The following is a 25,832-nucleotide window of genomic DNA, read 5'->3' on the forward strand; positions in this document are numbered from 1 at the left end:
AAATGAAATTTTAAATTTAAATATCTTAAAATATGGTAAATATTTATATATCACTATACAAATTTAGATATATTTATTATATTTTAATTATGTGTTAATCTTAGAAATTAACTGAGGGACATTATGATTATTTTTAAAAAAATTGATGATTTAAATGAAGAAGAAATTCAAAAAATAATGGACAGAAATAAGACTAATATGGACAATATATTGCCAATAGTCGGCGATATCCTCAAAAATGTTAGGGAAAATAAAGATTCTGCATTGAAAGAATATACAAAAAAGTTTGACGGTGTCGATATCGAAAACTTTAGGGTTACTAAAGAAGAAATTGAGACTGCGTATGAAAATGTAGATTCTAAAGTCGTATGTAGCTTAGAACAAGCTCACGAAAATATCTACGAGTTCCACAAAGCTCAACTTGATAATTTAAAAGAATGGGCATTGGAAAAAGATGGAATTAGTACTGGACAAATCATAAGACCTATTGAAAAAGCGGGTTGCTACGTTCCAGGTGGGAAAGCTTTCTATCCATCATCTGTCTTAATGACCACAATTCCTGCAAAGGTTGCAGGCGTTAAAGAAGTCGTTGTAACATCCCCTCCAAATGGAACCAAGGGTAATTATGCAACCTTAGTGGCTTCTGATATTTGTAAGGTAGATAGCATCTTTAAACTAGGGGGTGCTCAAGCAATTGCAAGTTTAGCATATGGTACTGAAAGCATTCCTAAAGTTGATATTATCGTAGGTCCGGGTAACATATTTGTTACAACCGCTAAAAAATTAGTTTACGGAGAAGTAGCAATTGATTTCCCAGCGGGGCCATCAGAAGTCTTAATAATTTGCGATGAGGAAACAAATGTGGATTATGTGGCTCTTGACTTCTTAGCACAGGCTGAACACGACCCTAATGCATCTTGTGTGATTACAACTACTTCAGAAGATAAAGCGGTTGAAATTAAGAACCGAATAATTGAAACTGCACAGAATGCTAAGAGAAAGGAAATAATAGTAAAAGCTTTGGAAAATTCCGCAATAGTTTACGGTAGTTTAGACCAATGTATAGACTTATCAAACGAATATGCTCCAGAGCACCTTGAAATAATGACCAAAAACCCAAGAGAAGTTTTAAAATACATTAATAATGCAGGAAGCATATTTTTGGGTCACTACGCACCAGTACCGGTTGGTGATTATGCAAGCGGTACAAATCACGTTTTACCAACGTCAGGATGTGCAAAAATGTACTCAGGACTTAGCGTAGAAACATTTATTAAAAAGCCTACAGTTCAGGAATTAACTAGAGATGGCTTAAAAAGTATTGCAGATGTTGTAACCACCATTGCAGAAGCAGAAGGTTTATATAACCACGCTGAAGCAATTAAAGGTAGGTTAAAATAGATGTAAAAATAAAATATATGCTAATCTATAAATAATATCGTAAATAGATAGGATATCAAATAATAATACTAATAATACTAATAACACCAATAATACCAACAATATGGTGCAAATATAATATTATTTGATATTATTATTTTTTTAAAATATGGGATTATTTAAAATATATTAAATACGATTTTAAATACCTTTAAATATTTACATTAAGAATTTAAAAAATTTAAAAAAAATTTAAAAATAAAAATAAAGAATTTACGATTTACAAAAAAGTGAAAACATGTTAGGATTTGAACAAATTATACTAGGTATAGTCCAGGGATTTACAGAATTTTTACCCGTTTCAAGCTCTGGACACTTGGCAATTATCTCCAAATTGTTGTCAATTGAACCACAGATAAGTTATTTTGCAGCTTTGCATTTTGCTACTTTTTTGGCAGTTTTTATGTTCGTTAAAGAGGACGTAATAGAAATTACCAAAGGATTAGTTAAAAAAGATAAATCCTCTATGGATTTAAGTTTTAAATTGATTATATCAACCATACCAGCCGTTATCGTAGGATTATTGTTAAAAAACTTTTTTACGTCATTTTACGGTTCTTTAAAATTTATCGGTTTATTCTTAGCTATTACTGGTATTATGATGATTATGTCGGATAAAATAAACCATGGAACTAAATCCATGTATGATATAAGCCATAAAGACGCTTTATTGGTCGGAATCACTCAAGCATTTGCAATATTACCTGGAATTTCACGTAGTGGTTCTACCCTATTTACTTCAGTATATAGGGGAATGAAAAAAGAGGACGCATTTAAATACTCATTTATAATGAGTTTACCAGTTACAGCAGGTGCTGGAGTTCTTGAATTAAGCGACGTAGCATTAACTTTTGAGTCAATTGTTGGATTAGTGTTCGCCACACTTTCGGGATTAATTGCCTTATCAATTGTTAAAAAATTAATAATAAACAATAAATTAAAAATATTTGGGTATTATTGTATTATAATGTCAATTTTGGTAATAATGTTCCTATAATAACGGCATTATCAATATTATTGCTAGTATTATCAATATTAGTAACAATATTGTTGATATTATTAGCGATATTATTACCCATTTTACTTTTTTTCTTCTTCTTTTTCGTATATTACTTCAATGCTAGTACTATTTTTTAAATTATATGTAATATTAGAGTCTTTAAACATATTAATGTCATCCTTATCTGATTTTTTAATATCCTGACTTTCTTGACTATCAACATCTTTATTCCCTTTTTCAACCGTATCACTTAATTTCCCCATCTTTTTCATATCACCTTTTAAAGTTTCTGTCTCTTCGTCGTAATTATATAGTTTATCGTCTTTAGAACCTTTTTTTCCAAACTCACTTGTCTTATATCTCTTCCATATCAATAATATAACTATTAAAAGTAGCAATAGAATAAATAACAAATAAATTTCTTTTTCATAAACCCCTAAACTTCCTAACGATGATATACTATTTGAAGTCCCGCCCGATACTTCAGTGGCTTTTAAAATTATCGGATATCCAAAAGCTGTTTGAAAATTTATTAAAAAAATGCCTGTAGCAATTATTTCAGTTAATTTGCTCAATGGCAACACCCCCTCAACATTTGTTATATAAGTATTATCCTATTCAATTATTGAGTTATTGATTTACTTATTTGTTAATTTGTTAATTTGTTAATTTAAAAATACAAATTTATAATTACATAGTTATATATTTTTATGAATTTTATGATTTTTATAACTTAATATTTAGAGTTAGATTTTTAAAAATTCAAACAAAAAAAGTATTATATTTATTGAGTTTATTCTATTTTCTATTGATTTATTTATTATTTATTACTTATTATTTAGCCCTATTTTAAGCTTAAATCCAACATAACTCTGTGATAACCTAATTCTTTTAACTTTGTATCAATTTCTTCAAATATATTGGTTTTTAAAAATTTCTGTGCATCTTTGTTGCTTACTTCAATTATTGCAATGTCTTTTAAAGTTCTAACTCTAAAATAACCCGTAATATCCAATAGATTCATTATAAAATCTTCTGCAAGTTCTGACATTTGCATTTTTTCTTTGGTTATTGGCGTATCCAAGACTCTTGTAGCTATGCAAGTTTCTTTTTTTGGAATATCTAATCCCAGATAGTATGAAAATTCTTTTACATCATCTTTTGTTATTTTATTATCTGCTAAGGGTGAAACAACCCCATACTCACGATAAGCATCTAAACCAGGTCTATCTTCTACAAGGTCCTCGTAAATAGTACCATCAACGATAATATCATATTCCAATTGGTCTTTTATTTCAGTTAAAATTTTTGCCATTATCTTTTTACATTCGTAACATCTATTTTCTACGCAAGCGTTTTCATCCAATTGATTAACATCGATAACAACGTGTTTTAAATTCATTAGTTTTGCCTTTTTTTCAGCGTATTTCAAAGCACTTTTTGAAAAAAATCCATTATCAATAGTTACTGCAACACATTCGTCTCCATTTTGAGCTAATTTTGCTACTAAAGTACTATCTATCCCGCCAGAGTAAGAAACAATTACTTTTTTACCCCTAAAAAAATTTTTTATATCTTTAAATTTTTCTTTATCCATATTTTCGCCTAAATTATTAAAAATATTTAAAATAATGCCATATCATTTTGAATATATTATATAATCTGTTTTATATTCTCAAATATTGCATTAATCCAAATATTGCATATATTTCGATTTTTAAATAAATTAATTGTATTTTTTAATTCTATCTTTAAATATATTTTTAAGTATATCTTTAATTATTGAACTAATTCATAATTATAGGAGTTTTCATACATCTCTTGTGAAAAACTACGGCTCATTTCTGAACCTATACCTTTACCAACGTAATAAAAAGCTTCTTTTGAGCTAAATCCAAATAATGTGTCGGCTCTAGTATCTTCTTTTGAATAGGTCTTAATCGATACATCGTTAGGTGATAAGTTTGTACGTTTTGCCAATACTTTAACTGCTTGGTCGAAATCTCCATTCTCGTCAACTAAACCGAGCTTTAAAGCATCTCTACCATCGTAAATTTTACCTTGTGCAAGATTATTGGCTTGTTCATAGGTCATATTCCTATCTTCTGCTACTTGCGATACAAATTCCACGTATGAATTATTAACCATTCTTTGCAACATTGCATGTTCTTCTTCAGTCATTGGACGATATGGTGACGCAATATCTTTGTATTTACCGCCTTTGATAATTGTAGAGTTTACGCCTATTTTTTCCATTAATCCATAGTAATGTAAGATATCCATTCTTACCCCAATACTACCGACGATCGCTTCTTTTTCGGATATGATATACCCTGTTGATGAAGCGGCACTATAAGCTGCAGATGCGCCCATAGCTTCAATGTATGCTATTGTAGGTTTAGTTTTTGATACTTCTTTTATTTTTTTAGCTAATTTAGTACTTGCTATGCTACTACCGCCAGGTGAGTTTATTTTTATGATTATACCTTTGATATCAGGGTTTTTTTCAGCTTCGTCCAACCAATCAATGTAATCATAAACATCTGGAGGATATTCTGTGAATAAATCATCTTGAGGCGTGTCTAAATACAAAGCACCGTTAAAATCAATTAATGCAATGTTTGCGTGTTCTTCTTCAGCCCCTAATAAATTTACGAAGTATAATGAACTTGTTAATAATATTGCAATTACGATGATTACAATGAATAAATACACTAAACTTTTAGAATTCTTATTTTTAGTTTTAGTTTTAGATTCATGTTTATCGATAGATTTATTTGTATTTTTATCGTTATCGTTATTATTCGTATTATTGGTATTTGCAATTATATTATTGTTGTTATTATCTTTTGGTTCATCGTTCAATTCATTTTGATTATTTTCGGAATCAGGTTTTGATTCATCTTCGAACTTCATAATGTACCTCTTTATGTTGTATGTGTAAATTTGTTTTAATCATATAAATTAAGGTTTTGCATATATTCTTAAATATATCCACAATATCTATTATCCTAATCAAAATATAAATAAGTATGATAAAAAAATGCTAAATTAAAGTATAAAATGGATAAAATAATAAGAAAAAATAAGAAAAAATAACAAATTCCCTATAAATAGCAATTTAAACTAAATTTTAAGATAATTACATTTCACGATATACTCTTGGTTTTGGTTCGTAAATTTCGGAATTATCGATTAGTTCTTCTAAAATTCCATCTAACTCCTCTTCAGAGATTTCTGCCAAATCTAAAATATCGTAGTAACCTATTTCATTATTATTTTTTATAATATCTAAAACGTTATCTTTAGCATCTAATTCTCCAAAAAGTTCTTCCAAAGCTTCGTTTTCCATATCTTCAAATCCATCACCTGATGAACCGCTGGAACCGGAAAACTCGCCTTCTTGGTACTCATCTCTATTGTATGTTTGATTACCTTCGTCATTCACGTATTTTCTAGTTTCTTCGATTTCTTTTTCCCTAAGTTGAGTCCATTTTTCGGCATTTTCGGATTTATTACTGAGAACTTCCAAAGAAACGTATCTTTCTTCATTATATATCCCGATTCTTCCGATTATATCCACCAAATCGCCTTCTTGGAATTTGTTTTCGGAAGTATTTTCAAAATCCTTTACAACAACGTCGTTTACTTGGAATGTTTTTACGCCTTCTTGCGTAATGTTAGAAGCTTTTCCTAGTAATCTAACTCTGTGAATGTATTTTCCATTTAAATTTAAAGCTTTATTCGATATTTCATTGTTTAAAAACTCTTCTGGCTTTATTTTGTATGCTACATACCTAATCATAACTTCACCCTAAAATAACTATAAATAATTATGTTGTATAAATCATAATTAATTTTGGTTTTTATACCATTAGTCTATTAGTTTATAATATTGGTTGTTTTTATAAATTATTATTTGTATCCAAATATTACTTATTTTTATTTTTCACATTAAAATTATTATTTTAAATTAATTTAAAATTAGTTTTACTTTTATTTTTAATTTTATTTTTACGATTAATATTCGTCCAATTCGTACTCATTGATTATATATCCGTGTTTAGTTTTTGGTGCAATACTCTTAATTAAATGCAACAATGCTGGACTAACGTCTCCTTCATAATCTTCGTAATATTTATAGTTTTTTGAGTATTTAAACTCTTCTTCGTCTTTTTCATCAATTATAATAGATATTCTAATACCGCCGTGTACATCTTTATCGAAATTTAATGTATTTGAAAAAGCAGCTTGTTTATTTATGTAAAATTTAGATAATTTATCTGAAGCTCCTCTTTCTAAAACCATTCTTCCAGTATCCAATATTTCCTCAGTTCGTAATAATTGTTTAAATACATTAATATCTTTTGCAGTTCCTAAAACATATTTTTGGTCTTCCAAAGTTAATTCTGCGTCAGGAAATATGTTTTTTATTGCTTTAGCTACTTTATCATAGCTTTCAGTTGGTTTTAAAAATGCTCGTAAGTTTATAATCATAATATGCCCTCAAAATCTTGTATAATATCTTGTATAATGAATAATAATATCATATTACCCCTATATTCGTATCGCTTAATAATTAATAATTATAATCAATAATTTTATAATAATCTAGTAATAGTACCCCATTGTTTATTAAGTTTACATTTTTCAATAGGTATTTTAAGAAATAATATTCTTTGCAATTAAAAAATGATAATTAAGTATATAAATAAGTAAGGAATGATTAATAAATAAATTAACAAAATTTAACAATATTAATTATAATTATGTTGCATTATGTTATGATTTAATAGATTGTTAAACTTAAAAGGTGAGATAAATGGACCCAAGACAACAACAAACACAACCTACTAGAGTTAGAACTCCAAGAAAAGAAGAAAATGAACTTTTAGGAATTATCGAACAAATGTTAGGCGCAAGTAGAGTAAGAGTAAGATGTATGGACGGTAAATTAAGAATGGGAAGAATTCCTGGTAAATTAAAAAGAAAAATCTGGGTAAGAGAAAACGATGTTGTAATTGTAACCCCTTGGGAAGTACAAGGAGACGAAAAATGCGATATTATCTGGAGATACACAAAAGGACAAGTTGACTGGTTAAATAAAAGAGGATACTTAGATTTCATGCATCAGTAACTTCGTTCATAGGGCGAAATCATGAAAAACGTAAAAAATAATGACATAAATACCGTATCTGACGATTTAGATAAGGATATAAGTTGGGATATGGAAAATATCAAGGAATATGATTTGAAAAACGAAAATGAAAAAGAGCATATTACTAAAAAAGACCAACAAAGAATCGACAAGGAATATCAGAAAAAAATTGTTGAAAGGAAAAAGAAGTTTTTAGAAAGTTTAAAAACTGAAAATGAAGTTTTTGACAAACGTACGTTAATGAATTTGTACAACTTACTTGTTGGTAAACATGTTGACGAACTCTCTGGGATTATTAATTCAGGCAAAGAAGCGGTTGTATTCCGAGCCGAGGGAACAGACAGCGAAACTGGAGAATTAGAGGAATATGCTGTAAAAGTATATCGTGTTTCAAATTGTGACTTTAAAACTATGTGGAAATATATTCAAGGAGACCCAAGATTCCACCTTAAACGAAGTAGCACTAGGCAAATTATAAATGCCTGGGTTGAAAAAGAGTTTAGGAACTTATTAAGAGCGGGAGATTATATAAATACTCCATTTGCAATACTTAAAAGGGAAAATGTGCTTTTAATGGAATTGATATGTGATGAAGATGGAAATCCTTGTCCAAGGTTAAAAGACTGTAAAGTCGATTATGAAAAATTCTACGCACAAATAAGGGACGATATAAAAACTCTATACCAAGATGCAAAATTAGTTCACGGAGATTTATCCGAGTATAACATTCTTGTTCAGGATGAAGAACCTGTTTACATCGACTTTTCGCAGGGTGTTATATCCCAACACCCCCTATCTAAAACATTACTAATTAGAGATATAAAGAATGTTTGCAACTTTTTCAAGCGTAAAGGAGTTAAAACAGACTACCAAGAGTTTTACAAGCATGTTACAGGTTCTGAATTACATTTATTAGATGAAGAACTTGCTAAAAACTACTAAGGTTCAATTAGTAATTCAAAAAATATTATAAAAAAGATGTTGAAAATGTCTTAAAAATATTTTTTTATTTTAATTTATTATTATTATTATTATTATTATTATTTTACTTTATTATCCTTTATTTTTATTTTATTATCTTATTTTATTATCTTATTTTATTATTCTAAAAGATTATCAAATATATTTTCAACATTATTTAACACGTCACTATAAGTACCTTCATTAATAACCATATAATCAGCAAGTGCTATAACGCTTCCAATTGTAAAATCCAACTCTCGATTATCCCTTTCAATGAATACGTCCCATTCTGTAGAATCATCTTCCCTACCACGACTTCTTAATCTTTCAAATCTAGTTTTAGGTGAAGCGTGTATCGCTAAAACTTCCACGTCATAATATCTTTTAAAGTAATTTAGTTCATGTATACTCCTCACACCTTCGACAGCTATAATATGCGTGTTTTCCTTATTTTTGGCCTCAACTTCATTTACCAAATTAATACACGGCACTGCAACTGCTTCAGCCCCATAAAGTTCCCTTAGTTTTTTAGCCGTATTTCCCACATTTTCAGGATTAAGTTCTAAACCCCGTTTTGTAGTCTCCCTTCTAACCACGTCGCCCATTGAAACATACGCAATATGCTTGCTATCACATACACCCTGAACCAAACTTTTTCCAGAACCTTGCATTCCTGTAATTGCAATAATTTTCATAATAATTCCCTTGTAATGTTGATATCGTTTATTATGTATTTATTAATTAAGTGATAGTCTACTTATAACCTATAGCCTATAAGCTATAGTTCATAGTCCCTAAAAAGTTATAAATTATATAATGGTAATTATCCTTACTAGCTTACCACTATTTTTGTTAAACTATATACTATTCATACCTACTATTTAGTTAAAATAATTAATGATTTAAAATATACGATTATTTAACGTTAAAATACTAAATTTACAATACTTATAAGTACAAATATATACTAAATCTGTGTTTATTATACTATTATATTTAAATTATACTATAAGCATTTTATAAATATTTAAAAATTATTTTTATAATAAATATTATATCATTACTCATATAAAAATATATAAAAATAGATTACAAAAATAGTATTAAATATAAATAAATTTAGCCATATTTAATCAAATTTGAGTAAATTTATAAAAATACCTTTTAGGTGGTATTATTGTTTTGGATTAAAATATATAATTTATTTAGCAAATTGGGTTTTATGAAAATTTACGAAAATGTACTAATTGAAATAATCTCCAAACAGAAGGTTCCTAAACACGTTGCCGTCATTATGGATGGCAATAGAAGAGCAGCTAAATTATTGGGTATAGAAGCCACTAACGGTCACCAATTAGGTGCAAACAAGGTTAAAGAATTAATAGAATGGTGTGTTCTCCTAGATATAAAAGTTATAACAATTTACGCATTTTCGTTGGAAAATTTTAATCGTTCGGATAACGAAGTATATATATTAATGAAACTATTTGAGGAAGAATTTGAAAATCTTTCGAAAAATAAGTATATTTTTGATAAAAAAATTAAAGTAAAAGCCATTGGAAAATTGGAAAAATTACCTGAAAATTTACGAAAGTCTATTGAAAAAGTAGAAGAACTTACCAAAAATAATAATGATTACTACTTGAATATTGCAATATCTTACGGTGGACAGCAAGAGATAATCGATGCGGTTAAAAACATTGCAAAAGATGTAAAAGAAGGTAATATAAAAATCGATGATATCGACGAAGAATTAGTTTCTAAAAACCTATATACAAAAGATTTACCACACCCTGAGCCAGATTTAATCATTAGAACGTCCGGAGAAGAGCGAATTAGCAATTTTTTAACTTGGCAATCTTGCTATTCTGAATTATATTTTTGCGAATCAAATTGGCCACAATTTAGAAAAGTTGATTTTTTAAGGTCTATAAGAGATTACCAGAAAAGAAACAGACGTTATGGTAAATAAAATTGAAAATAAAATTAATCGATTTAGGTTATTTATTATATTATTTTATTTTTTAATATAAACTAAAATTTATATATTTAAATATATAAATTAATTTGCCTAATATAAAATGCGCCAGTCGGGATTCGAACCCGAGTAACTGGCTTGGAAGGCCAGAGTGATACCAGGCTACACCACTAGCGCATAAGTCATATGTGTCATTGAATTTATGATAATTTAAAAGTGCGGCCTCCGGGATTCGAACCCGGGTATCGGCCGTGGCAGGGCCGTATGATACCACTACATCAAGGCCGCTCTTTCATAAGAATAATGCTTAATAATGCTTAATCATTGCTCTTTCTTTCTCTTTTACATCAGAGCAATATACACATACACAGTTATAATATATAAATGTTTCGTTAATTTATCTATTTAATTACTTAAATAATGAAATATAGGAATTCAATACGAAAATCAATGATATATAGATATCTAATTATGAGTAGAAGTGGTTAAGTGATTTAAACATTGATTTAGATAAGTTATAAATAATACGCGTGCATTTATTAAATAATAAGATGCTTAAAATTAAAAACCTTACACAATATCATAATTAAAACCAAAATTAAAGATAAAAAACTAAAAAAGTCCTCAAATATCAATATCGAATATATTTTTAAATTGATTACGGTGATTTAATGAAACCTTATGTAATATCAAATGTGGGAATGACGTTAGATGGAAAATTATCCACAGTTGAAAACGATACTCGAATATCTGGGGAAAATGACTTAAAAAGAGTCCATCAAATTAGAAAGGATGTTGACGCCATAATGGTTGGAATTGGCACAGTATTAAAAGATGACCCCAAACTTACAATACACAAGATACCCCTTGAAAATAACAAAAACCCAGTTCGTATTGTCGTAGATAGCAAATTAAGAATACCTTTAGCGTCTAGAGTTCTAAATGAAGATGCAAAAACTGTTATTGCTACCACAGCTTTCGATAATTTGGAAGAATCTGAAAAAAATAAAAGAACTGAGAAAATTAAAGAACTCGAAAGTATCGAAAATGTTGAAATAGTTTACTCTGGAGAAGATAAAGTAGATTTAGAGCTTTTAATGAGCAAATTATCAAAAATGGATATCAAATCAATTCTTTTAGAAGGCGGAGGAACTTTAAACTGGGGAATGTTTGAAAAGAATTTAGTTGACGAAGTTAGAGTTTATGTGGCACCTAAAATATTTGGTGGCAGTAATGCACCGACTTATGTGGACGGAGAAGGATTTAAAACGTTGGAAGAATCCGTTGAATTAGAATTAATAGATTATTATCAAATGGATGAAGGAATAGTATTAGAATATTTCGTAAAAAAGGATAATAATCAAGATAACGTAGATAATAACGATAACTAACATATTTTTTCTTTATTTTTATATTTTAACTTTTCTTTTTTTCTTTTTTTCTTTTTTATTTATTTTCAAAAACTATAAAGAGTCATAGGTTTTATAACATTATATTTGGTTCAATATAATGAAAATTTTTAAAGAATTAAGAGTTGATAACTTGGAAAATAATTCTGTAATGGACGACCTAAAAAAGATTAATAATTTATGGGAATCTAAAAAAAAGGATAATAAAATAGCTTTAGAAAAATTAACGGAATTTATGAGCGAAATTAAAATTAATGCAATGGGAAATGAATTTATTGGAAAGCTTCCTGATGGAAAAACTGAACTTATAATGTTTGAAGATATAGACGAAATGCCATTAGATGAATGGATTAAAAAGTATTTCCCAATTATTTTTGGATTCGATAAGGAAATTATAGAAAACATGAATTTTAAAGTAAAATTAGAACTATTTAAAGCCTATATGGAAGAATATAAGCATATTTTATCTGAAAAATCCTTTCTGGATTAGGTGGGCCTTCAGCGAAGAAGCTTACGAGATATATCTTGTATCATCATACTTGAAGATAACCACTTTTGAAACATTAGAACTTAAAAATAAAGACCTTGGAGAATTTTATAGAACTTTAGGGTTTGCTTTACGGCTTAAAAATGAAAATATGTAGCTAAATTATTAAATTATAATTGATATATAATTTTGAGGAAAAATATGGCATCTGAAGATAATTTAAACTTAAATGTAAATTTAAGCAAGGAATATTTTGTTGAAGTTGATGAGTTAAAAAAAATATTGAGAAAAGTTAAAAGAATATTTGATAATCCGGCTAATTTAAAAAATCTACAAATTAACAATGCTAAAAGCGTTAATCTAGTTAAAGCAGATAACAAGAACGATAGTAGTACCTATGGAGATAATAAAAGTAATACGGTTGTAAATTATGGAGTTTACAATATATATAAGAATTATAAGGTATACAAAGACTATAGTTACATTTTGGAAAATTTAAATACATCTGCAAGTGTTTTATTAAAAAGTAAGCCCAAAAGTAATACATATGAATCGCCATATAATTTAAATAGATTAAATAGTGAAAAAGTCAATAATTTTCATTCCTTAAACGAAATAAGCAAAGAAACTAACTCATATATTGGGTATGATTATGGGAGTAAAGAAAATCCAAATATTAGTTTAAATAATTTAAATAACAATGGAAAGGGAGATAATAACTCCAAAAGCGACGAAAATTATAAAAATTTGGAAATATCCTTATCAAAAATATATAATAAACTAGATGAGGGTTTCAAAAGTGTTAAAAAAGAAATAATAGACAATAAACCTATTATAAATATTGAAGTGCGTGGAAAAGACGTAGATTACGATGTAGAGTGGGAAAAACAAGCTAAAGCCCATTATGAGAATTCTTAATTGAGTTATAATAGTTATATTTACGAATTCAAATTAATAAATATTTTTATAAATTACTTGTATAATTGAAAAATAGGCACAATGTAGTGAAAATTATAATCTAAATAAGATTTAAATCGAAAATTATAAATACTGTGAAAATACCATTTTTATTTATATAATATCAAAAAGAAGGTGAGTATATGGCAGAACTTCCAATAGCACCAATGGAAAGAATATTAAAAAAGGCAGGAGCTGAAAGAGTAAGCAGAGATGCTGCAATTTTGCTCTCAGAAGAATTAGAAGAAATCGCAATGGAATTCGCAAAAGAAGCTGTTGAATTATCAGTACACGCTGGTAGAAAAACAGTTAAAGCAGAAGACTTGAAATTAGCTTTAAAATAAGATTAATTAGTATTTAATTATAATTAATATTAATTAATTTTACCTACTATTGACTAAAATACGTCATATAAGGCGTATTTTGGTTATTAATAGTTTAAAATGATAATAATAATAATAATAATATAGTACTATAATAACATGAATATGATGATATACCAATAAGTAATTGAACCTATTTTTTAAGAGATTATTTTTATAATTTATTTATTTTAAATTAGATTATACGTTTTTTAAACCTTCTAATGCCACATTTGAGGTATTGTTCATCGAACTAATACTTGAATCTTGTATTTTTTGGGAAACATCTATCATATAGTATCCTAGAATAGCTGCTGCGGCAATTACTGCACCAATTAGTATGGAAAATTCAAGGCTAATTTGGGCTTTTTTCGAAAATAATTTTTTAGGAATAGATATATTTATAAAATCCATAAAGACACCACATTTTAAGTTGACAATCCATATTATTTTTATTATTTTTCAATGATAATTATTATGTAAATTATAATATATATAAGTCTCAAAAATAATAATATTTTATATGTTATTCTATAGAAATATATATCATAATAAATAAACTATTTAAATCGATTTGAAAAATGATTTAAAATAATGATTTAAAATAATAATTTTGAAAAACGGTGTAACCATATGATTTATGATTTTATGGGTACTTGTGCCATATATCGGTGAATTTAATGCTAATTATTCGAAAACCTAAAAAAAAGAAAGACGAAATACAAATAACGGACTTGAAAACAAAGATAATTTACTACGCTACCTTAAGACCTACTAAAACTAAAATTACACTTTATAAATGTAAGGAACAGGTTGAAAGTAATATAACACCCCTTCAACCATCTAAATTAATGACAGTACTTAGGGAAAACAAAATATACATTAGTAACGACAATGAATCCATTAAATTTGGACAATTTTTGGAAGAAAATAATTTAGATTACGGAATCGTTACATTATGTCCATTTTGCTTATTAAATGGAAGATATAATATTATAGCTACGATTAAAGAATTAAAAAAATCAAATAAATTAGAAAATGAATTAAAACCTCAAAAAATTAAAAAAGAAAAGAAAAACACGTACAAAATTTACAAAACTAATGAAGTATGCCTAGAATGTGCAATAAACGAAATAAAACATGAAATTAATATAAATGAGGAATTTATCGAAAAATTATTGAGACGATTTAAAGATGCCGATAAGGTATTAAGTTTATTTACAACCGCCAATCCAGTTAAAAATCCGGATTTAACACGTTATGATATATTAACAGGTAATGAAGAAGATAAAATCGATAATTTTAAAATAAAAGATTTAGAAATTCCTGAATTGATGAAAAAAGAATTAAAAAGTAGAAATATTCACGAATTATTACCGGTTCAAACTCTTGCAGTTAAAGCGGGCTTAATTTCTAAAACAAAATCTAAAAATGATAAAAATACCAACAATAACGATTTACTAATCACTTCGGCTACGTCTTCAGGAAAAACACTTATTGGAGAACTTGCAGGTATTAAAAACCTTGAAAATGGTAAAAACGAAACACCAGCTCGTCAGAAAAAGTTTTTATTCCTTGTACCACTTGTAGCTCTTGCAAATCAAAAATATATTGAATTTGAAGAAAAGTACAGTAAATTAGGCTACAAAGTAGCTTTACGTGTAGGTACTGGTCGTTTAGCGGAAAATAAGAACATTAAGATAAACAGTGACCCAAATTCTGATATAATCGTTGGTACATACGAAGGTATCGATTATTTAATACGTTCGGGTAAATTAAAAGACGTTGGAACCGTTATTATTGATGAAGTACATACCCTCAATATGGAAGAAAGGGGCGCTAGACTTGATGGTTTAATTTCCAGGCTTAGAACATTGTTTAATGCACAAATAATTTATTTATCAGCCACAATTGGAAACCCTGAAGAACTATCGAAACAATTTGGTTCAAATCTGGTTATATATTCCGGTAGACCTGTACCACTGGAAAGACACTTGATATTTGCAAGAAACGACTATGCAAAATTAAATAATATTGTAGATATTGTTAATATAGAGTTTAACAGTAAATCTAAATACGGTTATAGGGGTCAAAGCCTTATATTTACATTTTCGCGTAAGAGAGCCGAATATATAGCTAACTATCTTAATACGCGGGGTATTAAAGCCGATTACTACCACGGTGGTATGGAATACGGCAAAAGGCGTGCTGTTGAAAATAGATTTATGACTCAAAAAACTAAATGTATAGTTACCACAGCAGCACTTGCTGCAGGTGTAGACTTCCCAGCGTCTGCTGTTGTACTTGAAAGCCTGGCAATGGGTGGCGATTGGCTAAATGCGTCAGAATTCCAGCAAATGTGTGGTAGAGCAGGGAGAAAAGGAATGCATGACCTTGGTAAAGTGTATACCCTTGTAGAAGTGGGTAAAAAATACCACGCTAAAATGGAGCTTTCTGAAGATGAGATAGCTTTTAGGCTTTTAGGTTCAGAACCTCAAGATGTAGAAGTCGTTTATGAAGAAGAACAAGAATTTGAGCAAATACTTGCCACGATTTCGTCTTTTGAAAAATATGGTAAAAATATAGTTAATGAATTTGATGAACGAAGAATTAATGCAGATGACCCAAAATTAAAACTTAAAGATAAAAAGAATCCCAAATACGAAATAGACAAAGTGACAATGCTTGGAAGGAATTTAAATGCTAATTATGTATTAGAACAACTTGATAAATTTGAAATGATAAGTCTTTCGGATAAAAAAGCGCTTAAGACCACTCGATACGGTAATGCGGTTTCTTTATCTTTCTTATACCCTCAAAAAGCTGAAGAAATAAAAAAACTGCTTAAAAAATGCCATAATCGAAATAAAGATAGAATAATCGAATCTAAAGGCGAAAACGGGAACGAAAACGGAAACGGAAATAAAAAAGTAGCAATGGATGGCGATTCAGAAAATAACAGGATTACTAGAATGGAAATTTATGAGGAAATTTTAGACATAGCTGTGCGTGCCAATCCATTTGAAAGTATATATATCCCAGGTAATTTAAAAAATCGGATTTCTAAAATAACTAACGTTAATGTACCGTCCAAATTTACCGACGCTTTCGAAATAGTTAAGGAAAATATTAATAAATTAAAAGATAGTACGAAAGATGACGTTATAAATTGGTTAGTGGAATTTGATGGCTGTATTGAAGAAGATATAGCTCAAGAGGTATCCAAAAAAGTAATTAGATACAGGATGATGGGAGAAGTGCCTTCAAAAATTACCAATACGCTTTACGAAGTGTTAAAATTGCAAACTTATGGTGGAGACGTGTATTCATATCTTGAAAGTACCGTAAATACACTTGATGCGATTGAAAGGATTAGCAAACTTCATTACCCTGCTTTGAGCAAATACGCTATAGAATTAAAGTTAAAAATTGAAAATCCATTTAATAAAAAAATAAAGGGTAATACAAAATATAAATCAAAAATTAAAATTAAAATAGACCCAAGAAATAATGGCAAAGATAAGAATGTGAGTAAAAATACAGCTAAATTCAATAAGAATAATAAAAATATAGATAGAAATAATGATAGAAATAATGATAGAAATAAATTAGAAGAGATAAATAATGGAAATTCAGATACTGAAAAATTAGTTAATCCCCATATAAAAGTTAAAATTAAAAATAGGAATAAAAAAAATAAATCTAACAGAAATAATGATAAAAAATAAAAATTCGAGTATTAATTGGTGAATTATGACGTATGAAACACTTAAAATTGATAAAAGGGCGTATCAATCCATTAAAAATTTTTCAAAGGTATTATATAAAAATGCAATAGTAAATCGAGAAGACATGTCCGAATTTGACAAAAAATTGGCAGATAACTCAAAAAATGAAGAAATAATTAACTTAGAATATAATGATAAATTTGTTGGAAAAGCAATATACAGCACGGACTTTCCAACTATAAAAATACTTACAACACTCTCAGAGTATTTTGATAAAGATATAGACTACGAATACTTTTACAATGGTATAAAAAAGGCTAATGACTATAGGACAGATATTTTAAACTATAAAGATACCTACAGAATGATATATGCAGAAGCTGACTCATTACCTACAATCGTACTGGATAAATATAACGATATAGGGTCAATGCACGCTTCTTCGAACTTTGCGTTTGATAATTCAAAAATGATTTTTGAAATACTTGAAGAATTAACCGATATAACCACATTAGGTGTTGTAAAAGGAAATAAATCTAAAAATAAACATAAAAATAAATCTAGTTCTAACCCCAAATATAATGGCAAATCTAAAAAAGATAATGATAAAGAGACCGCAGAAAAGTTAATTCATGGCAATAAAGATAATTTAGAAACTATTATAACAGAGGGAAACGTTAAATTCAAAGTTAGTTTAAAAGGTCATAAAACAGGTTTCTTTTTAGACCAACGTAATAATAGAATTGATTTAGAAAATTACGTTAAAGAAAACGACAAAGTACTCGATATTTGCAGTTATACGGGCGGTTTTGCAGTTCATGCAGGAATTAAAGGTGCAGACGTCACTAGTGTTGACATGTCCGAAAAAGCCCTTGAATTTGCAGAAGAAAATATGGAATTGAATGGGATAAAATCCGATAAGTATAACTGTATTTGTGGAGATGCGTTTTCGATAATGAAAGAAATGATAAATAAAGGTGAAAAGTTTGATGTTGTAATATTAGACCCACCAGCGTTTACCGATTCTAAAAAAGATTTGAAAAATGCACTTAACGCATATAACACCATGAATGTGTTAGGTTTAAAACTTGCAAAAAGAATATTAGTCACTTGCTCCTGTTCTCATCATGTTGACCGTGAAGAATTCAAAAAAACAGTTGTTTCAGCGTCATATAGGGCTAAAAAAGAAATTAAACAGATTGGAGATTATAAAACACAAGCTCCAGACCATGTTATTACCATGGCAAATAAAGATTTAGAATATTTAAAATGTCTTTTCTTTGCGATAGACAATTAAATTCTCTTATTTATTATTTTACTATTTTACTATTTTAATATTATATTATTCTTTAGTATTTTATTATTATTATTATTATTATTATTTTATTATTATTATTTTATTATTATTATTATTATTATTATTTTATTATTATTATTATTATTATTATTTTATTATTTTATTATTTTATTATTATTCTAAATTTTCTTTATCTTTATTTTTAGCCTGCTCTCTCAAATCATCATAATATTGTTTAACATTATTTTTGATTCTCTCACCTATTTCTTCGAGTCCGAGACCCTCTTTTAAGATTGCAGGGGCTAAAATATCAATCCATTGTCTCCAAGGTGGTAAAAATCCTAACTTTTCAGAAATTACATCTAATTCTTCATCCCATTGTGAATTCTTTATCTTATCCATCTTATTAATTACATAAATTGGTTTTAAATCTAATTCTTCTAAGAAATCAGCCATTTCTAAATCAATAGGTAATTCCCTTGTTTCTTCCCATCTCTGTACGATTTCTACAAACGACTTAGCATCTAATATTTGAATTGCTGTAGCTATTGTACGTTGATTATCCTCTACGTATCTTATGATATTATCCTTTATTTCTTCCTGACCTTTTTGGTCGATACCTTCCATATAGCCGAATCCGGGCAAATCTACAAGATAGTAGTTGCCCATATCATATTCAGCTATCTTTAACGTAACACCTGGTTTTTTTCCAACTCTTATTGTCTTATCAGCGGTCATTGATTTTACAAATGTGGATTTACCAACATTCGAACGACCCATTACAATAACTTTAGGTTTTGTATCTTCTTTTTTCGTTTTAATTATTTTTTTGAACTTTTGTACATCGTCAATATTTATATCGATGTTTAAATTTTTATCGATTATTCTATCTAAATTTTTTTCTTCTTTGTGGTTTAAGCTTTTAGTTTTAGTTTTGGGGTTATTTTTAGCTTTATATTTATTATCGGTTTTTTCACTGCTTATTATAACCTTATCACTTTTTGTTAGCTTCATTGTTTGTAGTTTCTTGCCCATTTTTTTCGAACTTTTACTAGTACCATTACTATTGTTCCTATTATTATTTTTATTACCGCTAGTATTGTTCTTATTGCTCCTATTGCCTGATTTACCATTTGAACTCATAAATAACACCATGTATTACTGATTATAAATATTATAGATTATAAATTAGTATAAATTGATTAGATATTTAATTTCAAAATATAAAATTTGAGATATAAAATTTGAAATACGATTATAAAATAATATTCCATAATATGATTATAGGTTATGTTATAAATAAAGTATATCTCATATATTATAATATAGAATAATACAAGATGATAAATTATTATAAAAAGTCATTATTACATTAATTATATAACAAAATATAATATATGACCAACTTAAAAAGATAAAATACATTATAATGAGGATTATATAATAAAATATAAATAATTATACTTAGTTATTATTTATATAGTGGATTAAAAATATTTATGTAGCATATTTATGGGATTATTAAAATTACGAAAAGGGGTTTGCAATGAATCTGGTAGATTCTAAGAAAAACGAGGCCATTAAGATAGCAATGGTTTCGGGTAAGGGCGGCACAGGGAAATCTACTATATGTGCAAATTTAGCACTCGCTTTATCAAAATATGGTAAAGACGTTGTAGTAGTGGATACCGACGTTAATATGGCAAATTTAGAATTAATTGTCGGTATGGAAGGAATGCCCATTACATTAAACTCAGTTATAGCGGGTAATGCAGATATTACCCAGGCAATATATGAATACTCAGAAAATATGAGAGTAGTGCCCGCAGGTGTTTCACTGGACGAATTGAAATTTGACAATTCTGCAGAACTTGAAATAATTATTGAAAGATTGGACTCCATGTGTGAAGTATTGTTAATAGATTGTCCAGCAGGATTAAATCAGGATGTTAATTCAATAATTTCTTCCGCGGACCATGTTATTGTTATTGTTACCCCAGATATAACATCAGTATCTGATGCAATAAAATTGATAAATTTGTCTACAAAATTAGAAACTAGTGTTTTAGGGGCAGTTGTAAATAAAGTAACAAATGATAGTTCAGAATTAACCACTAAAGCTATTGAAACCATTTTGGAACTTCCAGTAGTTGCTTCAGTACCGCAGGATGATACGGTTAGAGCGAATGCTGCATATGGTGTTTTGTCAGTGGAAAAACAACCTGAATCAGGTTTATCAAACTCGATTATGGAATTAGCTGCAAAATTAACAGGAAACAGGTATATACCACAAAAAGGGCCTAGTTCATCATTAGTTGATAAAATTAAGCGCTTATTTAAAAGATAAGATACATATGGCATAATACGATATAGTCTTAACAAATATATTCAAGTATTAATAATTTAACTCAATTAATCTAATAATCTAATAATCTAATAATCTAATAATCTAATTTAACTTATTAGTTAAGGGCAACTCAAAGTTTAAATTTAAATAAATATGACATTAAAAACTATTTTATAACCATTTTAAAATAAAATATGGTATTGTGTATCATATTGTAATATTAACTATATTTCAATTAAATTACTCTTAATTCAATAATAAATATAATTACTAAAAAAAGGGGTAGTATGAAGACTGTAGTAGTAATACCTGCATATAACGAAGAAAAAAACATATACGGACTATTAAACGACCTGACATATGTTGGTGTGGATATTATCGTCATCAATGATGGAAGTACAGATAAAACTTACGAAATTGCATCAAAATTTATAAATACATATTATACTAATTCAAAAAAATTAAATAAATTAAATAAATTAAATAATATAAATAGTTTTTCGGGATATAATGTTTCAAATGAAGATTATAACTTTAAAAAAGACAAAAAATCCAAAGAAATATCCATTAAATTAATAAATGAAAAGAAAAATAAAGGAAAAGCTAATGCTATTAAATTAGGCACAGAATACGCTTTAAAAAATAATTATGAAGCGGTTGTCTATATGGATGCGGATTATCAGCATGAACCTTATGATGTACCCAAATTACTAAATTTATTAAGTAAAAAAGATGTTGACGCAGTTTTTGGAGTTAGAAGTTACTCAAAAGTACCATTCTTTAGAAATATAACTAATCAAATGGCCAATATTAGCATATCTATGATTTCTTCGCACTACTTGCAGAAGAAAATATGGTTAAAGGACGTACAATGCGGTTTTAAGGCCATTAAATTAAAGCACTTGGAAAATATAAATTATGGTAATAATTATAGTTTAGAACATATCCTAACTTTAGAATTACTAAGAAAAAATATCAAATTAGAACAGGTTTCGATATCTACTAATTATCATGAGAACGCAGTATCTGATATTACATTCAAAAAAGGAGTAGAAATATTTTTAGAAGTTATAAAATACGTTAAAAACAATAATAAATGTAAAATTAAATGTAATAATAAATGTAAATCAAATTATATTGCAGAGTACGAAACTACGGATAAAAATTAGATAATTTTAAAATAATATGATAATACCATAAATAATATAATACATATGATTTCTTAAATTATTAAATAATCAATTAAACATCGATTTTAGCACATTTAAACCATTATTCGAACTATTTGGTTTAAATAGAATTAACGTAATAGTATATGATATAGATAACTTTAAATAATAGCTTTTAATATAAGTTTTATGAAAATTACGATATGATTAATTTTTAATATAAGTTTGAATTAATCAATTATTCAAAATTTATATTAATAAATATATCGTGGAGATACTATGTCTTCCAAAAAGAGACTTCAAACGGTTAGGAACTCTATAAATGAAATCGATGAAAAAATCATTGAACTAATGGCGAAAAGAACACAACTAGCGCCAGAGATTGCAACTTTAAAATTTTCTTTAGATATGGATATAATGGATTCATCTCGTGAAAAAGATGTATATGCTAAAACACGTGAAATATCTAAAAAATACGACTTTGATTCAGAAATTGCAATTGAAGTTATGAAAATTTTAATTGAGCAAAATAAGAAACTTCAACTTAAACAGTTGGAAAAATTAAAATTAGAATCAAAACCAATATCAAAATCTAATCTTAAATCAGAATAATTTTATTCCTAAAATTAAACAGGTGATACCTTGGGAAGAATAAGACAAACATTTATTAAAAGAACTGGCGATGAACTCGTAGAAAGATTTGCAGAAAAATTCACAACCGACTTCGATAGCAACAAAAAGGCTGTTGAAGAAGTGGCTTTAATCGAAACTAAAACACTCAGAAACAGAGTTGCTGGTTACGTTACTGCCAAAGTTAAAAAAATGCAAGCAAAAGCATAAGGATGTGATTTGATGCAAGGAGTATTTCCAGCCATTATTACTCCTTTCAAAGAAGGAAAGGTTGACTTTGAAGGTTTAAAAAGTAATATAGATTTTTTAATAGAAAACGGCGTTAGTGGTATTGTTCCAGTAGGTACTACGGGAGAATCCCCTACTTTAACATCTGTGGAACATAATCAGGTGATTGAAAAAGCTGTTGAATTTGCAGACGGAAGGGTAAAAGTTATTGCAGGTACGGGTTCAAACTCAACTGCGGAAGCTATGGAATTTTCAGAACATGCTGAAGACGTAGGCGCTGACGGCATTCTTTTGATAAGCCCTTACTATAACAAACCAACTCAAGAAGGTTTAAAAAGGCATTTTGGAGCTATTGCGGAAGCTACAAACATCCCAATGGTTTTATACAATGTACCGTCAAGAACTGCACTTAACATTGAACCGGAAACTGTTAAATACTTATATAATGAGTATGACACCGTTCAAGCTGTTAAAGAAGCTAATCCAAGTATGTCACAAGTTTCAGAAATAAAGGATTTATGTGATATAAACATATTATCTGGAAATGATGAATTAACATTACCTATTATGGCTTTAGGCGGTAGTGGGGTTATCAGTGTTGTAGCAAACATCGTTCCTAAGGAATTTGTTGAAATGGTGGAACTTGCAAAAGCAGGTAAATTCGCAGAAGCTCAGAAAATTCATTACGAGTTGTTCCCATTAATGAAAAGTATGTTCTTAGAAACAAACCCAATTCCTATTAAAACAGCTATGAACTTGATGAGTAAACCTTCGGGAGAACTTAGATTACCTTTAACAGAAATGGCCGATGCAAACAGGGAAATTCTTAAAAAATCCTTGAATGATTTGAAATTAATTTAATAAAATAATAAATAATAAATAATAAATTATAATTCGAGATTATTAATTATATGCTACTTAGATATTATTTATATATTATTAAATATAATTAAATATATAGTACGATAGTAAATTATCAAATAATAATCTTGTTAATCAAATCCAAATGTGATAAAAATGGTCGAAATTGAAAAAATTCAAAAACAGGCCAATGAAATTGTTGAAAAGTTTTCAGATGTTCTTGAAAATTTTTCATTGGATGTTGAAGAAGAATATTATATTCTTGAAAATAAAAATGTTTTGAGAGAAGGAGACGAGGCAAAACTTGACCCTTCATTCAGAGAAAACGCATTAAAAGTTGCTCCAAAAACAAAAGACGGCTCAATTGTTGTTGAAAAAAGTAAATGGAGTCAATAAATTTGTATTTTTGAATAGATTCATTTATTTATTGAATTTAGTCAATATAAATACTAACCTTTATATTCTATAAATGTATATTAAAAAAAAGCTAAAAAAGGAGCGTGGTACTATCAAAAGAAGTTCAAGAAGATGGAAAAAGAAAGGACAAATGAGATGGAAACACTACAAGAAAAGACTTAGAAGAATGAAAAAAGATAAAAGAGATAACAAATAATTGAGCTAATCAATTATTGCTATTTCTATTTTACTTTATTTGTTATTTTATTATTGCTACATTTGATGTACGCGTATTTTTTTACGATTAAACTTACTGTTTTAAATATGTTTTTTAAATATGTTTTAAAAATTTAAATAAAAAAAGTATTTTTATTATATTATTATATTATTATATTACTATATTATTATATTATTATTGACTAGGTCTTATTCCTAAAATTTCATTTTCATTGTCTTTCAATAATTTTCCGAGACTTTTACCTAAATCCATTCCTTTTTCAAAGTCATCAACGTCACAATACACGAAGCTTTCTTTAGATACCAATACCTTTTTACCCTTTGCCTCAAAAACTAAGTCGCAGGTAAGTGATAAAACGTTTTCTTCAGTGTCATAAACTGCTAAAGCTCCAAAAGGTGCTTGACAACCGCCACCATATTCTTTTAAAGCGCTACGTTCAGCCAATACTTCAATGTGGGTTTTTTTATCATCTAATAATTTCACGATTTCATTTATTTCTTTATCTGCTTTTCTTGTAGCAATTCCAATTGCCCCTTGAGCAGGAGCAGGTAACATGTCTAAAACTTCATAATTATAATTTTCTAGGCTGACATTTAATCTGTTTAAACCAGCTTCTGCCATTATTATTGCGTCGTACTCTTCTTCTTCCAATTTTTTCATTCTGGTTTGAACATTACCACGTAACAATTTTACCTTTAAATTTGGGTATCTTACTTCTAAGAATGCAGCTCTTCTTATACTTGAGGTTCCCACTATGATATCGTCCTGGAAAACGTTTAATTCCCTATCTTTCTTCCAAATCAATAAATCGTTATGGCTTTCTCTAGGAGGAACTGACCTTATAATTAATTCATCGCTCCAAAGTGTGGGAACGTCCTTTAAACTGTGTACTGCAATATCAGTTTCGTTCAATAACATACTCTTATCGATTTCTTTTGTAAATACACCAATGCCCAAATCTGCGAGCTTTTTATTTTGGTCCTTATCCCCGACTGTCTTAATTTTTATGATTTCAGTAGTAATATCGTCGTTGTTACCTTGAATTTTAGTATCTTGGTTTTTGATTTCTTTTTTTAACAATTCATTTACGTAATCTGTTTGTACCATTGCTAATTTGCTTCCCCTAGTACCTATCCTAATATTTAATGCCAATTTTTCACCATAAATTATTAAATCATAAATTT

Annotated in this window: 27 protein-coding genes and 2 tRNA genes; 18 read left to right on the top strand and 11 right to left on the bottom strand. The window is 28.1% G+C overall.

Translation table 11 applies throughout. From position 1 onward, the window contains the following. Positions 1–126: 126 nt before the first annotated feature. Positions 127–1,401 (top strand): histidinol dehydrogenase, encoded by a 1,275-nt coding sequence (gene hisD / locus M2325_RS04890; protein WP_209591122.1) that lies wholly within the window; start codon positions 127–129, stop codon positions 1,399–1,401. A 277-nt stretch (positions 1,402–1,678) separates the two neighbouring features. Beyond that, positions 1,679–2,437: an undecaprenyl-diphosphate phosphatase gene (locus M2325_RS04895; protein WP_209590990.1), complete on the top strand. Its 759-nt coding sequence runs from the start codon at positions 1,679–1,681 to the stop codon at positions 2,435–2,437. 83 nt (positions 2,438–2,520) lie between these two features. On the opposite strand, the gene M2325_RS04900 is transcribed toward M2325_RS04895, so the two are convergent. The 5 genes from M2325_RS04900 to M2325_RS04920 all read right to left on the bottom strand — a co-directional run bounded on the left by M2325_RS04900 (position 2,521) and on the right by M2325_RS04920 (position 6,937). Continuing rightward, positions 2,521–3,015, bottom strand: a complete 495-nt coding sequence (locus tag M2325_RS04900) for a hypothetical protein (protein WP_259051690.1) — start codon at positions 3,013–3,015, stop codon at positions 2,521–2,523. Positions 3,016–3,284: 269 nt separating this feature from the next. After that, positions 3,285–4,037 (bottom strand): ATP-dependent sacrificial sulfur transferase LarE, encoded by a 753-nt coding sequence (larE, locus tag M2325_RS04905; protein WP_209590992.1) that lies wholly within the window; start codon positions 4,035–4,037, stop codon positions 3,285–3,287. Positions 4,038–4,219: 182 nt separating this feature from the next. After that, positions 4,220–5,356: a signal peptide peptidase SppA gene (gene sppA, locus M2325_RS04910; protein WP_209590993.1), complete on the bottom strand. Its 1,137-nt coding sequence runs from the start codon at positions 5,354–5,356 to the stop codon at positions 4,220–4,222. Positions 5,357–5,582: 226 nt separating this feature from the next. Beyond that, the gene (locus M2325_RS04915; protein WP_259051694.1) at positions 5,583–6,245 is read right to left on the bottom strand and encodes a winged helix-turn-helix domain-containing protein; all 663 of its coding nucleotides are present in this window, start codon (positions 6,243–6,245) and stop codon (positions 5,583–5,585) included. 215 nt (positions 6,246–6,460) lie between these two features. Then, a complete protein-coding gene (locus M2325_RS04920; RefSeq protein WP_209590994.1) occupies positions 6,461–6,937 on the bottom strand; it encodes an RNA-binding domain-containing protein in 477 nt (158 codons plus the stop codon). Between the two features lie 325 nt (positions 6,938–7,262). Between M2325_RS04920 and eif1A the strand changes: the two genes are divergently transcribed. Then, a complete protein-coding gene (eif1A, locus tag M2325_RS04925) occupies positions 7,263–7,577 on the top strand; it encodes a translation initiation factor eIF-1A (protein WP_209590995.1) in 315 nt (104 codons plus the stop codon). Between the two features lie 90 nt (positions 7,578–7,667). Next, complete coding sequence (locus M2325_RS04930; RefSeq protein ID WP_209591124.1) at positions 7,668–8,540, top strand: serine protein kinase RIO; 873 nt, start codon at positions 7,668–7,670, stop codon at positions 8,538–8,540. 158 nt (positions 8,541–8,698) lie between these two features. Here M2325_RS04930 and M2325_RS04935 read toward each other — a convergent pair whose 3' ends face one another. After that, positions 8,699–9,256, bottom strand: a complete 558-nt coding sequence (locus tag M2325_RS04935; protein WP_209590996.1) for an AAA family ATPase — start codon at positions 9,254–9,256, stop codon at positions 8,699–8,701. Positions 9,257–9,783: 527 nt separating this feature from the next. Here M2325_RS04935 and uppS point away from each other — a divergent pair. After that, on the top strand, positions 9,784–10,533 hold the full coding sequence (gene uppS, locus M2325_RS04940) for a polyprenyl diphosphate synthase (protein ID WP_209590997.1): 750 nt from the start codon (positions 9,784–9,786) through the stop codon (positions 10,531–10,533). A gap of 110 nt (positions 10,534–10,643) precedes the next feature. Here uppS and M2325_RS04945 read toward each other — a convergent pair. Next, a tRNA-Gly gene (locus M2325_RS04945) sits at positions 10,644–10,716 on the bottom strand. A gap of 40 nt (positions 10,717–10,756) precedes the next feature. Further along, positions 10,757–10,827, bottom strand: a tRNA-Gly gene (locus tag M2325_RS04950). Between the two features lie 383 nt (positions 10,828–11,210). On the opposite strand from M2325_RS04950, the gene M2325_RS04955 reads away from it, so the two are divergent. From M2325_RS04955 to M2325_RS04970, 4 genes are all read left to right on the top strand, one after another. Beyond that, the gene (locus M2325_RS04955) at positions 11,211–11,930 is read left to right on the top strand and encodes a 2,5-diamino-6-(ribosylamino)-4(3H)-pyrimidinone 5'-phosphate reductase (protein ID WP_259051698.1); all 720 of its coding nucleotides are present in this window, start codon (positions 11,211–11,213) and stop codon (positions 11,928–11,930) included. A gap of 118 nt (positions 11,931–12,048) precedes the next feature. After that, complete coding sequence (locus tag M2325_RS04960; protein ID WP_259051705.1) at positions 12,049–12,438, top strand: hypothetical protein; 390 nt, start codon at positions 12,049–12,051, stop codon at positions 12,436–12,438. A gap of 198 nt (positions 12,439–12,636) precedes the next feature. After that, on the top strand, positions 12,637–13,353 hold the full coding sequence (locus tag M2325_RS04965; protein ID WP_259051708.1) for a hypothetical protein: 717 nt from the start codon (positions 12,637–12,639) through the stop codon (positions 13,351–13,353). A gap of 182 nt (positions 13,354–13,535) precedes the next feature. After that, a complete protein-coding gene (locus M2325_RS04970) occupies positions 13,536–13,736 on the top strand; it encodes a histone family protein (protein ID WP_013179533.1) in 201 nt (66 codons plus the stop codon). 219 nt (positions 13,737–13,955) lie between these two features. Here M2325_RS04970 and M2325_RS04975 read toward each other — a convergent pair whose 3' ends face one another. Further along, complete coding sequence (locus M2325_RS04975) at positions 13,956–14,168, bottom strand: class III signal peptide-containing protein (RefSeq protein ID WP_209591001.1); 213 nt, start codon at positions 14,166–14,168, stop codon at positions 13,956–13,958. Between the two features lie 266 nt (positions 14,169–14,434). Here M2325_RS04975 and M2325_RS04980 point away from each other — a divergent pair, with 266 nt between their 5' ends. Beyond that, positions 14,435–17,482: a DUF5814 domain-containing protein gene (locus tag M2325_RS04980; protein WP_259051717.1), complete on the top strand. Its 3,048-nt coding sequence runs from the start codon at positions 14,435–14,437 to the stop codon at positions 17,480–17,482. 25 nt (positions 17,483–17,507) lie between these two features. Further along, on the top strand, positions 17,508–18,779 hold the full coding sequence (locus tag M2325_RS04985) for a class I SAM-dependent rRNA methyltransferase (protein WP_259051719.1): 1,272 nt from the start codon (positions 17,508–17,510) through the stop codon (positions 18,777–18,779). Between the two features lie 174 nt (positions 18,780–18,953). Here the strand turns inward: M2325_RS04985 and engB are convergent, their stop codons facing one another. Next, entirely contained in the window at positions 18,954–19,664 is a 711-nt protein-coding gene (engB, locus tag M2325_RS04990) for a GTP-binding protein EngB (protein WP_374759686.1), read from the bottom strand. A gap of 661 nt (positions 19,665–20,325) precedes the next feature. Between engB and minD the strand changes: the two genes are divergently transcribed. The 7 genes from minD (at position 20,326) to M2325_RS05025 (ending at position 24,627) form a co-directional block, all read left to right on the top strand. Next, the gene (gene minD / locus M2325_RS04995) at positions 20,326–21,126 is read left to right on the top strand and encodes a cell division ATPase MinD (protein ID WP_209591003.1); all 801 of its coding nucleotides are present in this window, start codon (positions 20,326–20,328) and stop codon (positions 21,124–21,126) included. Positions 21,127–21,413: 287 nt separating this feature from the next. Continuing rightward, positions 21,414–22,295, top strand: a complete 882-nt coding sequence (locus M2325_RS05000; RefSeq protein WP_209591004.1) for a glycosyltransferase family 2 protein — start codon at positions 21,414–21,416, stop codon at positions 22,293–22,295. A 279-nt stretch (positions 22,296–22,574) separates the two neighbouring features. After that, the gene (locus M2325_RS05005) at positions 22,575–22,907 is read left to right on the top strand and encodes a chorismate mutase (protein ID WP_259051721.1); all 333 of its coding nucleotides are present in this window, start codon (positions 22,575–22,577) and stop codon (positions 22,905–22,907) included. A 30-nt stretch (positions 22,908–22,937) separates the two neighbouring features. Beyond that, positions 22,938–23,135, top strand: coding sequence for a 30S ribosomal protein S17e (locus M2325_RS05010; RefSeq protein ID WP_209591006.1), 198 nt, complete (start codon positions 22,938–22,940; stop codon positions 23,133–23,135). Positions 23,136–23,147: 12 nt separating this feature from the next. Next, entirely contained in the window at positions 23,148–24,014 is an 867-nt protein-coding gene (dapA, locus tag M2325_RS05015; protein ID WP_209591007.1) for a 4-hydroxy-tetrahydrodipicolinate synthase, read from the top strand. Between the two features lie 156 nt (positions 24,015–24,170). Then, entirely contained in the window at positions 24,171–24,410 is a 240-nt protein-coding gene (gatC, locus tag M2325_RS05020; protein WP_209591126.1) for an Asp-tRNA(Asn) amidotransferase subunit GatC, read from the top strand. 73 nt (positions 24,411–24,483) lie between these two features. Then, positions 24,484–24,627 (top strand): hypothetical protein, encoded by a 144-nt coding sequence (locus tag M2325_RS05025; RefSeq protein WP_157209391.1) that lies wholly within the window; start codon positions 24,484–24,486, stop codon positions 24,625–24,627. Positions 24,628–24,822: 195 nt separating this feature from the next. Here the strand turns inward: M2325_RS05025 and hemC are convergent, their stop codons facing one another. Beyond that, complete coding sequence (gene hemC, locus M2325_RS05030) at positions 24,823–25,800, bottom strand: hydroxymethylbilane synthase (protein ID WP_209591008.1); 978 nt, start codon at positions 25,798–25,800, stop codon at positions 24,823–24,825. Positions 25,801–25,832: the final 32 nt, after the last annotated feature.

Source organism: Methanococcus voltae PS (assembly GCF_024807035.1).
Lineage (GTDB): Archaea > AGJL01 > Methanococci > Methanococcales > Methanococcaceae > Methanococcus > Methanococcus voltae.